General features: G+C 41.2%; 13 protein-coding genes. 9 read left to right on the forward strand and 4 right to left on the reverse strand.

The genetic code is table 11. The features are described from left to right. Nucleotides 1-380 precede the first annotated feature (380 nt). Genes CWC17_RS11515 through rph form a run of 3 tightly spaced genes read right to left on the reverse strand, consistent with a single transcriptional unit; the run spans nt 381 to nt 2,192 of the window. Nucleotides 381-764 carry a diacylglycerol kinase gene (locus CWC17_RS11515; RefSeq protein ID WP_138612971.1) on the reverse strand — a complete coding sequence of 128 codons (384 nt, stop codon included), beginning with the start codon at nt 762-764 and terminating at the stop codon, nt 381-383. A gap of 57 nt (nt 765-821) precedes the next feature. Then, nucleotides 822-1,466, reverse strand: coding sequence for an orotate phosphoribosyltransferase (gene pyrE, locus CWC17_RS11520; protein ID WP_089348836.1), 645 nt, complete (start codon nt 1,464-1,466; stop codon nt 822-824). Between the two features lie 12 nt (nt 1,467-1,478). Continuing rightward, entirely contained in the window at nt 1,479-2,192 is a 714-nt protein-coding gene (gene rph / locus CWC17_RS11525; protein WP_004588248.1) for a ribonuclease PH, read from the reverse strand. A 163-nt stretch (nt 2,193-2,355) separates the two neighbouring features. Here rph and CWC17_RS11530 point away from each other — a divergent pair, with 163 nt between their 5' ends. The 6 genes from CWC17_RS11530 to CWC17_RS11555 all read left to right on the forward strand — a co-directional run bounded on the left by CWC17_RS11530 (nt 2,356) and on the right by CWC17_RS11555 (nt 8,739). Further along, entirely contained in the window at nt 2,356-3,216 is an 861-nt protein-coding gene (locus tag CWC17_RS11530) for a YicC/YloC family endoribonuclease (protein ID WP_138612972.1), read from the forward strand. A 115-nt stretch (nt 3,217-3,331) separates the two neighbouring features. Then, nucleotides 3,332-3,952, forward strand: a complete 621-nt coding sequence (gene gmk, locus CWC17_RS11535; RefSeq protein ID WP_055016864.1) for a guanylate kinase — start codon at nt 3,332-3,334, stop codon at nt 3,950-3,952. Between the two features lie 114 nt (nt 3,953-4,066). After that, nucleotides 4,067-4,342, forward strand: coding sequence for a DNA-directed RNA polymerase subunit omega (gene rpoZ, locus CWC17_RS11540; RefSeq protein ID WP_004588253.1), 276 nt, complete (start codon nt 4,067-4,069; stop codon nt 4,340-4,342). Between the two features lie 127 nt (nt 4,343-4,469). Continuing rightward, nucleotides 4,470-6,575: a bifunctional GTP diphosphokinase/guanosine-3',5'-bis pyrophosphate 3'-pyrophosphohydrolase gene (gene spoT / locus CWC17_RS11545; protein WP_004588254.1), complete on the forward strand. Its 2,106-nt coding sequence runs from the start codon at nt 4,470-4,472 to the stop codon at nt 6,573-6,575. A 12-nt stretch (nt 6,576-6,587) separates the two neighbouring features. Continuing rightward, nucleotides 6,588-6,980 (forward strand): deaminase RidA, encoded by a 393-nt coding sequence (gene ridA / locus CWC17_RS11550; protein ID WP_004588255.1) that lies wholly within the window; start codon nt 6,588-6,590, stop codon nt 6,978-6,980. Between the two features lie 151 nt (nt 6,981-7,131). Next, a complete protein-coding gene (locus CWC17_RS11555) occupies nt 7,132-8,739 on the forward strand; it encodes a flagellar assembly protein A (RefSeq protein ID WP_138612973.1) in 1,608 nt (535 codons plus the stop codon). 24 nt (nt 8,740-8,763) lie between these two features. Here CWC17_RS11555 and asnA read toward each other — a convergent pair whose 3' ends face one another. Beyond that, nucleotides 8,764-9,759, reverse strand: a complete 996-nt coding sequence (asnA, locus tag CWC17_RS11560) for an aspartate--ammonia ligase (RefSeq protein WP_138612974.1) — start codon at nt 9,757-9,759, stop codon at nt 8,764-8,766. Nucleotides 9,760-9,955: 196 nt separating this feature from the next. On the opposite strand from asnA, the gene asnC reads away from it, so the two are divergent. From asnC to recG, 3 genes are read left to right on the forward strand one after another with little or no spacing between them, the layout of a single operon-like run. Next, nucleotides 9,956-10,414 (forward strand): transcriptional regulator AsnC, encoded by a 459-nt coding sequence (gene asnC, locus CWC17_RS11565; protein WP_004588258.1) that lies wholly within the window; start codon nt 9,956-9,958, stop codon nt 10,412-10,414. A gap of 40 nt (nt 10,415-10,454) precedes the next feature. Next, complete coding sequence (gene trmH / locus CWC17_RS11570) at nt 10,455-11,141, forward strand: tRNA (guanosine(18)-2'-O)-methyltransferase TrmH (RefSeq protein ID WP_138542634.1); 687 nt, start codon at nt 10,455-10,457, stop codon at nt 11,139-11,141. 60 nt (nt 11,142-11,201) lie between these two features. Beyond that, nucleotides 11,202-13,283, forward strand: coding sequence for an ATP-dependent DNA helicase RecG (gene recG, locus CWC17_RS11575; protein WP_138542635.1), 2,082 nt, complete (start codon nt 11,202-11,204; stop codon nt 13,281-13,283). Nucleotides 13,284-13,770 lie beyond the last annotated feature (487 nt).

Below are 13,770 nucleotides of genomic sequence, written 5' to 3' on the forward strand. Positions count from 1 at the left end.
GTCAGAGTGCACTCACAGATGATTGATTTATATTGTTTAAGAACGTTGCGATTAAAGCGTTAAACCTTATCTCGCTAGGGCTGCGCATGTTACGCTTTCCTATTTTTTTGTCAACACTTAATTTTGTTAAACTTGAAAGTTTTTAAAACGAAGTTTTACTCGACTCACTAAGTAGCTTGCTTGCCTCGCTAAGCGTTGCTTGCTCTGCCGTCTCAGTGGGGTCGCATTATAGGGAGATCCGAAAACAGATCAACCCTTTTTTTAAGAAAACTTGAAATAAATGACTGTTCGCTGCGTATTTGAGCTAAATGCGCTAAAAACACAACATAACTAGCAATTTATTAACATTTTAGCTGTATTAATTGGTTTATACGGTAGGTTTACTGAAATAACTTTAAATACAAACTAGCACCCCACACGATCGTAAGGATCATTAATGAAAGTGTTACCGCTGCAGATCCCATATCTTTTGCACGCCCCGATAATACATGGCGCTCAGTACTAACGCGATCAGTGAGCGCTTCTATTGCTGAATTAAGTAGCTCTACAATCAATATGATCAGTAATGTACTTACTAACAAAGCCCAATGTAATACCGATGTAGCTAGCCAAAAAGAAATGGGTAGCAAAATAATGCTAAGTAGCAACTCTTGCCTAAAAGCCGCTTCTTCTATAAAGGCCGCTTTAAAACCAAGGTACGAACAATACGTCGCTTTAAATATACGCTTTATACCAAGGCCATTAGGTTTAAATACATCTTTCATTATTAGCTCTATGAATTGTGGTCAAAATAAAGCCCCGCAATTGCGAGGCTTTTTTAATTAAGCAATACCGTATTGATCTCGGTATGCTTTAACTGATGCTAAATGCTCGTCCATTGTACCTTGGCTCTCAAGGTAGCTAATAAGATCAGCTAATTTTACAATAGAGATCACTTTGGTATTAAAGTCGCGCTCAACTTCTTGAATAGCTGAAAGCTCAGCTTTACCTTTTTCTTGGCGATCGAGTGCTATTAGTACACCACTTAGGTCTGCTCCGTTATCGGCAATGATTTCCATTGATTCACGAATCGCAGTACCTGCGGTGATCACATCATCCACCAGCATGATTTTGCCCGTTAATTCAGAGCCTACTAATGTACCGCCTTCACCATGTGCTTTTTTCTCTTTGCGATTAAAGCAATAAGGCACGTCTTTATCGTGATGATCAGCTAAGGCAACTGCAGTTGTAGTCGCAATAGGGATACCTTTATAAGCTGGGCCAAATAAAACATCGTATTCTATTGCGGCATCTTCAAGGGCTGATGCGTAAAAGCGACCTAAACGCGCTAAATCGCGACCCGTATTAAAAAGGCCTGCATTAAAAAAGTATGGGCTAGTGCGGCCTGATTTAAGGGTAAACTCGCCAAATTTTAAAACCTGCTTTTCTAAAGCAAATTCAATAAACTCTTTTTGATAATCTTTCATTGGGATACTCGCTTATGCTAACGCTTGTTTTTGAACGTCAATAATCTCACGGATAGAGTGTTTAGCTAACGTAAGTAGCTCATCTAATTCGTCGAACGAGAATGGTTCGCCTTCTGCGGTACCTTGCACTTCAATAATTTTACCTGTTTCAGTTAAAATTACGTTCATATCGGTTTCGGCTTCAGAATCTTCAAGGTACTCTAAATCACTAATAGGTTGGCCTTTATAGATACCGACTGAAATTGCTGCAATCATATGTTTAAGTGGGTTTGAGTTGATCATCCCTTTTGCGCGCATATGAGTAAGTGCATCAACTAAAGCAACACAGGCACCGCTTATAGAAGCTGTACGTGTTCCGCCGTCGGCTTGAATTACGTCACAGTCAATAGTGATGGTGTTTTCGCCAAGCGCTTTTAAATCTACAGCAGCTCTAAGTGCGCGAGCAATTAAGCGTTGAATTTCCATAGTACGACCGCCTTGCTTACCACGTGCTGCTTCACGTGCATTACGCGTATGTGTTGAGCGCGGTAACATACCATATTCAGCGTTGATCCAACCTTTACCTTGACCTTTCATAAAACGTGGTACACCTGCTTCAACCGTTGCAGTACAAAGTACTTTGGTATTACCAAACTCAACAAGTACTGAGCCTTCAGCGTGTAATGTGTAATTACGGGTAAATGATACCGGTCTAATTTGGTTAGGTGTTCTTTCGCTTGGACGCATTGACGATCCCCTTAATTCTGAATTTGCGACATTATAAGTGCATGTGCGGGTAGATGCCATGCTGATTGTAAAATATTCAGCGTAATAAATTTTCTCTAGAGGTTAAGCAGTGTTACGGTATAATCATCGCAATATTGTATTAATAAATTTTAGGAACTTATCCATGATCCACAGTATGACTGCTTATGCGCGTCGCGAAATTAAAGGCGATTGGGGCACTGGCACCTGGGAAATTCGTTCAGTAAACCAGCGCTACCTTGAAACGTTTATTCGCGCACCAGAGCAATTTCGTGGCATGGAGCCGGTAATTCGTGAGCGTTTACGTAAAAATTTGCAACGTGGCAAAGTTGAAGTATTTTTAAAGTTTGTTGCAAATCCTGCTCACGTGGGTGAGCTATCAATTAATGAGTCACTTGCTGAGCAACTAATAAATAGTGCTAAATGGGTGCAGCAGCAAAGCAATGGTGATATTAACCCTGTTGATATACTGCGCTGGCCTGGCGTAATGGAAGCACAAGAACTTGATTTAGATACCGTTAATAAAGCACTTATAGCGGGCTTTGACCAAGTAGTTGAAGATTTTAAATCAGCCCGTGCCGATGAAGGCGCAAATTTAGAAGAAATGATTGCCACTCGCCTTAATGCCATACTTGAGCAAGTTACCGTAGTAGAAAGTCACTTACCAGAAATAGCAAAGTGGCAGCGTGAAAAGCTTAATCAAAAGCTTGAAGACTTAAAAACAGATATTGATGAGTCTCGTCTAGAGCAAGAACTTATTTACCTAGCGCAAAAGCAAGATGTTGCCGAAGAACTAGACCGCTTAAAATCGCACGTTAAAGAAACTAAAAAAATTCTTAATAAAGGTGGTGCATGTGGCCGCCGTTTAGATTTTATGATGCAAGAGTTTAACCGCGAAGCAAACACCCTAGCCTCTAAGTCTATTAATAGTGATATTACTAATGCGGCCGTGGAGCTAAAAGTGCTCATTGAGCAGATGAGAGAGCAGATTCAAAATATAGAGTAATCGTACTTGTGTGCTACTTACTTGAGCACAATTAGCTAAATAAAGTACAATAGCGTAATTAAAGGCTTGGATTATTGATTTAGTTCAAGCCTGTTTATTTTAAGTAGAGAAAAACATGGCTCAAACTCGCGGAAACTTATTTATTCTATCAGCGCCTTCTGGTGCGGGTAAATCTAGCTTAATCACGGCGTTATTAAAAAAACATGCAGATATGAAAGTATCGGTATCGCATACCACTCGAAGCCCTCGTCCCGGTGAAGAAAATGCGGTGCATTATCACTTCGTAAGCGCTGATGAATTTAAATCATTAATTGCCAAAGATGATTTTTTTGAATGGGCGCAAGTATTTGATAATTACTACGGTACTTCAAAGCAAGCTATTGAGTCGCAGTTAAATGCAGGTATTGATGTATTTTTAGATATTGACTGGCAAGGCGCGCAGCAAGTGCGCGAAATTATGCCAAGCGTGCAAACAATTTTTATATTGCCCCCTTCTAAAGCAGAGCTTGAACAGCGCTTAAACAACCGAGGCCAAGATTCTGCCGAAGTCATCGCAGGGCGTATGGCCAAAGCGCAATCAGAAACATCGCACTACAATGAATATGATTATGTTGTGGTTAACGATGATTTTGAAACCGCCCTTAGCAATATTGAAACTATCGTGTTAGCGCAGCGCTTAACGTTAAAAGCCCAAGCTAGTCGTCATCACGATTTAATTACAAACTTACTTAAATAAGCCATTTATGCCCTTTACAGGGAAAACTGGTAAAAATTAACCACTGGCTATTGGCGAAACAAGCTGCTTGCAGTAAACTACGCCTTTGCTTTTAAATTATTTTGGAGTGCTGAGATGGCTCGCGTAACAGTTGAAGATGCAGTAGATGCAATTGGTAATCGTTTTGACTTAATTTTAGTTGCGGCTCGTCGTGCCCGCCAAATTGCTGTTGGTGGTAAAGACCCACTAGTAGACGCTGAAAATGACAAACCAACCGTTATCGCTCTGCGCGAAATCGAAAAAGGTTTAGTTGACAGTTCATCAATGGACGTTATTGACCGTGAAGAACAACAACACCAAGAAGCAGCTGAATTAGCTGCGGTTGCTGCTATTGTTGGCGGTAATCAATAATCAACCACCCGGTTTGATTTAGTCAACGGCTCAGTATTTCTACTCTAGCCGTTGGCAATCCCCTCTTTTCATCGTATATTCTATTACTTACCGTTACTTATTGCTTCACAAGAACATTGGAGTGTGAATGTATCTTTTTGAAGGTCTTAAAAAGAAAATATCTGAATACTTGCCTGCTGCTGAAGTAGAGCTAGTGCAAAAAGCCTACGTGGTAGCCCGAGAGGCTCACGAGGGGCAAACTCGCTCAAGCGGCGAGCCGTACATTACTCACCCTGTTGAAGTAACCCAAATTCTTGCTGGCATGCACCTTGACCATGAAACACTTATGGCCGCGTTAATGCATGACGTTATTGAAGATACCGACTTTAGCCAGCAAGACTTAGCCGAAATATTTGGTGATACGGTTGCCGAACTTGTTGAAGGGGTAAGTAAGCTCGATAAGCTCAGCTTTAAAGACAAAAAAGAATTCCAAGCTGAAAACTACCGAAAGATGATCATGGCGATGACCCAAGACATTCGGGTTATTTTAATTAAACTGGCCGATCGTACTCACAATATGCGTACATTAGGGGCTCTGCGCCCTGATAAGCGCCGTCGTATTGCCCGTGAAACACTTGAAATTTACGCACCTATTGCAAACCGTTTAGGTATTCACGATATTAAAAATGAGCTAGAAGATTTAGGTTTTCAGGCTTTATACCCTATGCGCCATCGCGCACTTAAATCTGAAGTGGCAAAAGCGCGAGGCAATCGCAAAGAAGTTATTTCTAACATTCAAACCGAAATAGAAGCACGCCTTGAAGAGTCGGGAATTAAAGCTACGGTTTCTGGGCGCGAAAAACACCTTTATAGCATTTATAAAAAAATGCTGAATAAAGAGCTGCTTTTTAATGAGGTAATGGATATTTACGCCTTTAGAATAAACGTAGATGCAATGGATACCTGCTATCGCGTGCTAGGTGTTGCACATAACCTGTATAAACCTATCGAAACGCGCTTTAAAGATTATATTGCCGTACCTAAAACAAATGGCTATCAGTCTTTGCATACCTCATTAGTGGGCCCACACGGTATTCCGGTAGAGATCCAAGTACGTACCCACGATATGGATCATATGGCCGATAAAGGGGTTGCTGCGCACTGGATGTATAAAAAAGCCGGTGATGGCGCAGGTAATACCGCGCAGCAACGTGCTCGCCAATGGATGCAAAGCTTGCTAGAGCTTCAACAAAGTGCCGGCTCATCATTCGAATTTGTTGAGAACGTTAAAACTGAGCTATTCCCAGAAGAAATATACGTATTTACCCCCGATGGCCGCATTGTAGAGCTACCAATGGGCGCTACCGCGGTTGATTTTGCTTACGCAGTGCATACTGATGTAGGTAATACTTGTGTAGGGGCAAGAGTAAACCGTAAACCTTACCCGCTAAGCAAAGCCTTAGATACTGGGCAAAGTGTGGAAATTATAACCAGCTCGGGAGCACACCCTAATGCAACATGGTTAAACTTTATAGTTACAGGTAAAGCCCGTTTAGGGATAAGAAACTACCTTAAGAGCCAACACCAAGAAGAAGCATTGTTATTAGGCCGCCGCTTACTCGATTCTGCCTTGGGTGAAAATAAGCTCGACAGCATTGCTGATGAAAACATAGCCCGCGTACTCGAAGAGCACGAACTATCTACAGTATTAGAATTACTGGTAGAAATAGGCGCAGGTAACTTAATGAGCGTATTAATCGCTAAACGCTTATTGCAAGAAGAAAGCGACGACTTGTCAGATATTAGTAAACAAGCCAAAGCAACCATTATTGGTACCGAAGGCATGTTGGTTAATTATTCTAAGTGTTGCCGACCTGTACCTGGGGATGCCATCACTGCGCATATTAGCCAAGGTAAAGGGCTTACGGTTCATCGCCAAGAATGTAAAAATATTCGCGGCTGGGAAAACGAACGCTCAAAATACCTGGTTGTAAAATGGGATGACAATCCAGAAAAAGAATATATAGCTGCGCTACGAGTGGAAATAATTAACCACCAAGGGGCTTTGGCTAAACTCACAAATGTTGTTGCTACAACCCAAGCCAACATTGTTGAGATCACGACCGACGAAAAAGAAAGTAATTTATATGTGATAGACTTAGGCGTTACCGTTAAAAACCGCGTCCATGTTGCTAATATTATGCGCCGCATTCGCGTGATGCCTGATGTGCAAAGAGTCTATCGTAAAAAGTAAAATAGGAAACTCATGAATAAAGCATTTATTTCTACCGAAAAAGCACCTGCTGCTATCGGCACTTATAGCCAAGCGGTTAAAGTAGGTACTGCCGTTTATTTATCTGGACAAATTCCACTTGTCCCAGAAACAATGGAAATGGTTTCAGAAGACTTTAGCGAACAAACACATCAAGTATTTAAAAACATTACAGCGGTGTGCGAAGAAGCAGGCGGCAAAATCCAAGATCTTGTTAAAATTAATATCTACCTAACAGACTTATCTAACTTTGCCACTGTGAATGAAGTAATGAGCCAATATTTCAAGCAGCCTTACCCTGCACGTGCAGCACTAGGTGTACGTGCGCTTCCAAAAGGCGCACAAGTTGAAATTGATGGCATTATGGAACTTCCTTCAACTAACTAACAAATACAGAGCTATAAACCCCCTTTATAGCTCTATTTTCTTCAGCTCAGCTTTGTTTATCTCCCTTTCTTGACTCACATGAAAATATCTAGCACTCTGTAATCATGCAATAAAATCAATCTTAACTTTAGTAGTAGAAAAGGATTAACTAGTGTTTAAGCTTGCCAATAACGGGAACGTAATACTTGATGTAAGTAAACACGCTCCACCTAGCGCCGCTTTTATAATTGATGCACTTGAGAAGTCGACGTTTTGCGAATGCAAAATTGACCACGAGGCTATTGATAATTTTTTTAAAGCGCAAAATAATGAGCCAACCTTGGTTGTAGCAAGTAAACACGATGCATCGCTTGTGGTAACGTTAAGTGAAGATAAAATGCAAGCCATAGGCGAGCTTACTTTAGCCTATGGTGGTAAGGTACTTTCGTTAGAAGAGGGTAAAAAACAACTCATAAAAGCAGGGGTTGTACGTGGCTACAAACAAGCTTTTTTAGAGCAGCTTTTAGATAAACAATTTAACTTAGCCCCTGGAACCGTAGCAAAAGGGATTCTAGCCAAGGGCCGTTTGCCAGCTGAGGGCACTGCAACAAAATTTGTCGCTATGGTAGAAACCCTCAAAGATCGCCTAAAAACACCTAAAATGATGGAAGATGGCAGTGTAGATATGCGCGACTTTGGTAAGCTTGCGAGCGTAGAGCCTGGTACTGTTCTGATTCGCCAACAACCTGCTACCCCCGGTAAAGAAGGCTTCACTGTAGTAGGTGACATACTCCCCGCTAAACCTGGCGAAAATAAAAAGTTAGTAGCAGGCGAAGGCGCCGAAATATCAAAAACAAATCCGCTTGAGCTTGTTTCTACAACGGCGGGTGTTCCGGTAGAAATACCTAACGGTATGCGAGTTGATGATATTTTTACCATTTCTGATGTAGATGTTAAGAGCGGCCATATTGATTTTGAAGGCAGTGTTATTGTGACTAAAAACATTGACCCAGGTATGCGCGTAATGGCTAAAGGCGACATTACGGTTTTTGGCACAGTTGAATCTGGCGAATTATCGGCCGGCGGAAACATCACTGTAAAACAAGGTATTATTGGCCATCAAAAACTCGAAGATAAAACACTATCGTGCACTATAAAAAGTGACGGAGATGTTCATGTTTCTCATGCACAATATTGCTATATTCAAGGCAAAAACATTTTTATAGACCGCCAAGCCAGCCATTGTACTATTAAAGCAAAACACTTATTACAAGTTGGCCAAACAGAGTTACCCAAAGGGAAAATTTTTGGTGGAGAGATTCTCGATGCAACTGTATTAATAGCTGGCGAAATAGGTAATGAATCAGGTGCTAAAATGGCAATTAATTTAGCCGCATCAGGTGCTGAAATAACGGCCGACACAGATAACTGCTTTAAAGACTTAGCAAAAACAGATGAGCAGCTTGATACCCTTCAAGCAGCACTAGAAAAAGCAGATAAAGTAAAAGATATAGAAAAGAAAAATCTGCTCATTAAAAAAATTGGCGCAACACAGCAGCATTACTGCCAACAAGCAGAGCTGCTAGAAAAAAAGTTATCTAGCCTAGATCATGAACTACACGACCTACTTAGCGATGCAAACCTTGCTGTTAATACATCATTACACTCAGGGGTAGAGATCCATATTTTTGATAAAGTATTAAAAACTACCCGCAACTACCCGCCTTGCAATATAAACTTACAAAACAATAAAGTAGAAATAAACTTTAAAACACATTAGGGCGCATTTAGCGCCCTTTATAATTTACAGTAAGCCGCTTACCGTATCGTGCGTTTGCTTTGGCCATACACCTGCTTGCACTTGTCCAATATGCTGCTTTTGCAGTAATAACATTGCTAAGCGCGATTGCCCTATGCCGCCACCAATTGTTTGCGGGAATGCCTCTTCTAATAACGATTTATGCCAATCAAAAGCGAGACGTTCTTCATCGCCTGTTATGCTCAATTGCGCTTTTAATACATCGGGGCTTACACGAATACCCATAGATGATATTTCAAAGGCATCTTCTAACACGGGGTTCCACACTAAAATATCGCCATTTAATCCTGTGTATCCGTCAACCGTTTGGGTAGACCAATCATCGTAATCTGGAGCGCGTACATCATGGATTTTGCCATTAGCTAACGCACCACCAATACCAATTAAAAATACCGCACCGTACTCTTGTGCAATGGCTTTTTCGCGTTGCTTTGCGCTAAAGTCGGGGTACATTTTGCGTAACTGCTCACTGTGAATAAAGGTAATTTCACTGGGTAAAAATGGCGCAATACCAAAGCTTTCACTTACAAACTGTTCTGTTTGCTTAATGCCAGTGTAAATGGCTTTAACTGTCTCTTGTAACGTAGAAAGCGTACGCTCAGTACGTTGGCAAATTACCTTCTCCCAGTCCCATTGATCAACATAAACAGAGTGTATTGGGCTTAATGAGTCTTCATCTGGGCGCAACGCTTTCATTTGCGTATAAATACCTTCACCTACAGAAAAGCCGTAAGTAGCGAGCGTTTTACGTTTCCATTTAGCAAGCGAATGAACAACTTCATAGCTGCTATCGGTAATTGCTTTTACGTTAACAGCAACTGCATTCTCGTGACCACTCAAGTTATCTTGTGTGCCATCACCTACTTTGGCCAAAATAGGAGCCTGAACTTCAACTAATCCGAGTTGCTGCTCTAATTGCTGTGAAAAAAACTGCTTAACTTTACTTATTTGCTGCTGTTGCTGCACATAGTGTGAACTCATAATAAATGGCCTCATTCCCAGTTATTGTTACTTGCTTATTAATGAAAAAACACCCTGCGGGCGCCTTTAATGAAGTTACTGTAACGATTTAAACTTTTAATTCAATAACCAATAATAAAAATAGCTTTAATATGCAAAATCGATTAATTTAAACGGTATAAAAATGAAGATTCACTAATTTAAGTAAGCAAAAATAATGGAAAATTATCAAATCGATAATCTCGATAAACAGATACTTCACGCTCTAATGGCCAACGCCCGCACAGCCTACGCTGAATTAGCCAAACGGTTTGCTGTAAGTGCCGGCACAATTCACGTGCGTGTGGAGAAAATGAAACAAGCAGGTATTATCACCGGCACCCAATTAAGCATTAGTACAAAACAACTTGGTTACGATGTATGTTGCTTTATTGGTATTAACTTAAATAATGCACGCGACTACCCAGAAACACTAATTAAACTAGAAGCACTAGAAGAAGTAGTTGAAGCGTATTACACCACGGGTAACTACAGCATTTTTATCAAAGTTATGGCTAAGTCTATAGACCACTTACAAGATGTATTGATTAATAAAATACAAGCGATAGAAGCAATTCAATCAACCGAAACACTTATTTCATTGCAAAATCCAATTAGCCGCACAGTAATGCCTTAATAGATAAAATTACGTATAATTATCAAAAAAGAGGATCACCATGCAGCAAAATCGCTACCAACGAATAAAAGACGTACTATCTCGTCGTCAAACAGACTTAACGGTCTGTTTAGAAGATGTACATAAACATCATAACCTCTCAGCTATTGTAAGAAGTGCTGATGCAGTAGGTTGTCATCATGTGCACGCGGTATGGCCAGAAAACCAAAAATGGCTGACCAATAATACCTCTGGCGGCAGTAAAAACTGGCTAGAAACACACCTTCATAAAAATATTGATGATGCTGCCACAATGATGCGAAAGCACAACCCAGATGTACAAATATTAGCAACACACTTGAGCGAAGATGCAGTAGATTTTAGAGAAATAGATTACACAAAACCCACGGCTATAATTGTAGGCCAAGAAAAAACGGGGATTTCTGAGCAAGCATTAAAGCACGCAGATCAAAATATTATTATACCTATGCAAGGTATGGTGCAATCCCTAAATGTATCGGTAGCGGCTGCACTTATTTTATTTGAAGCACAACATCAACGAGAAAAGGCAGGGCTATATAAGCGCGATATGCTAAGTGAAGAGGTTAAACACCCTATGTATTTTGAAGGCTATCACCCAGTAATTGCAAAACAATGTAGATTAAAAAACCTACCTTACCCACCACTTGATGAAGAAGGTGAAATAGTCGCTAACGAGCAGTTTTGGCACGCTTTAAAACATGCTTGATGCTTAGCAAACCTGTGAGTACACTTAACTCATTCACAAATAAACAGATTTGAGCCCACATTGTCTAAACCTAGCTTAAGCCAGTACCCTATTACAGAACTTAAAGGGGTCGGTCCAAAAATGGCCGAGCGCCTACAAAAGCTAGGTATAGCTACCGTGCAAGATATGCTCTTTCATTTGCCTTTACGCTATGAAGATCGTACCCGTATCTATGCTATTAACGATGTTACTTTACACAGCCACTGCACCGTTGAGGCAACAATAGAAACAAGCCAAGTGACCTTTGGCAAACGCCGCATGTTAGTTGTGCAAATAAACGATGGTACAGCTAGGCTTACTTTACGATTTTTTAATTTTACTGCTGCGCAAAAAAATGCGTTTATCAGTGGGAAAATAATTCGCTGTTTTGGTGAGATTAGACGCGGGCGCGTTGGGCTTGAAATGAGCCACCCAGAATACAGTATCAGCGATACACCCAATGAACAGCCAACAGCAACAACTCTCACACCGGTTTATTCAACAACCGAAGGGCTAAAGCAATTATCGATTAGGGGCTTAAGCGAGCAAGCAATAAACTTACTGCACAAGTACTCAGTAGAAGAACTTATTCCTGAAAAATGGCAACCTTCACATATGCAACTGCGTGATGCTTTACTGTTACTTCATCGTCCACCTAATGACGTAGATGTAATTTCACTTGAACAAGGGACTCATCCAGCGCAGCAACGCTTAGTGTTTGAAGAGCTACTTGCACAAAACTTAAGCTTGTTAAAAGTACGCGAGCAAGGGCAGCAAGTAAGTGCAGTTACCCTAAGCCCTACAAATACATTAGAAAGTCAATTTTTAGCGCAACTCCCTTTTGCGCCGACCAAAGCACAAAATAGAGTAGTAGCCGAAATTAAAGGGGATTTACAGCACCCCTACCCCATGATGCGATTAGTACAAGGTGATGTAGGCTCAGGTAAAACACTGGTTGCAGCATTAAGTGCATTAACAGCAATAGCACAAGGTTTCCAAGCTGCACTAATGGCACCCACAGAAATTCTCTCTGAGCAACACGGGATAAATTTCAAGCAATGGTTTGAAAGCTTAGGAATTAATGTTGCATGGCTTGGTGGAAAAACTAAAGGCAAGGAGCGTGCTAGTACACTTGAAAAAATAGCCTCAGGGGAAGCGCAAATGATAGTAGGAACGCATGCCCTATTTCAAGACGAGGTAAAGTTCAATAATTTAGTATTGGTTATCATAGATGAACAACACCGCTTTGGTGTTCATCAACGCCTCTCACTCCGAGAAAAAGGAAAGTTTGGTAATTGTTACCCTCATCAGTTAGTCATGACTGCAACCCCCATTCCGCGTACATTGGCTATGACGGCCTATGCCGATTTAGAAACCTCAGTAATAGATGAGCTCCCTCCCGGTAGAACGCCAATTACCACTGTGGCCATTCCTGATACGCGCCGAGACGATATAATAAACCGTGTTAAGCTTGCCTGTAATGAACAAGGTAGGCAGGTTTATTGGGTGTGTACTCTCATTGACGAATCAGAAGCCCTACAATGCCAAGCAGCAGAAGATAGCGCATTACAATTAAAGGAGGCTTTGCCAGAACTTAATGTAGGACTTGTCCATGGCCGCATGAAAGCCACTGAGAAACAAGCCATTATGAGCGAGTTCAAAGCTGGCAATATTCACGTACTTGTTGCAACAACAGTAATAGAAGTCGGTGTAGACGTACCTAATGCCAGTTTGATTATCATAGAAAACCCTGAACGCTTAGGATTAGCACAATTACACCAATTACGAGGACGCGTAGGACGAGGGGCCACCGCTTCCCATTGCGTACTGTTGTATCACGCCCCTTTATCTCATACTGCTCAAAAGCGTTTAGGTGTATTAAGGGACAGTAATGATGGCTTTGTCATCGCAGAGCGCGATCTCGAAATACGTGGCCCGGGCGAAGTACTCGGCACTAAACAAACTGGCTTAGCCGAATTTAAAATAGCGGACCTTACTCGCGACAAACACACTCTTAATCAAGTAAGACCTATTGCACAGCAAATGCTAAAGCAAAATCCCAACCTTATAGACCCCTTAATTCATCGCTGGCTCGGCAATAAATCTAATTACGCTCAGGCTTAATTATCCTAAAACACTTACGATTTATCTTTAGCTTGTTTTACTAATGGTAAAAGACCTCCTAAGTCCCTGCGAAATAAGTATCTGATTATTACTCTATCCCTTGGTTTAGATAGGGGTGTATTGCGGGCGCATTTAATTATTATGCATACATAAAAAAGCCGCTTCATTACTGAAGCGGCTTTCTCGTACTTGGAGCCTGGCGATGTCGTAGTGCCCACAGCGGCGGAGAGTCACATAGCAAAGTACTCTTAATGTTTTTTTAATGGGATTCACTGGGCACTGAGGTGGTCGTCGCGTTCTTTACCCGTGGGTTTCGTGATACTCAACCCACGCTACGAAGTACTGGTTGACGCTGTGCAGCTGATAGCTGACGGCTGATAGCTACTATTTTCACTTTCTTACAGACGTAAAAAAGCCCGACTATTACTAGTCGGGCTTTCTTGTATTTGGAGCCTGGCAATGTCCTACTTTCACATAGCAAATTCTT

The organism is Pseudoalteromonas sp. S3785 (genome assembly GCF_005887365.1).
GTDB lineage: Bacteria > Pseudomonadota > Gammaproteobacteria > Enterobacterales > Alteromonadaceae > Pseudoalteromonas.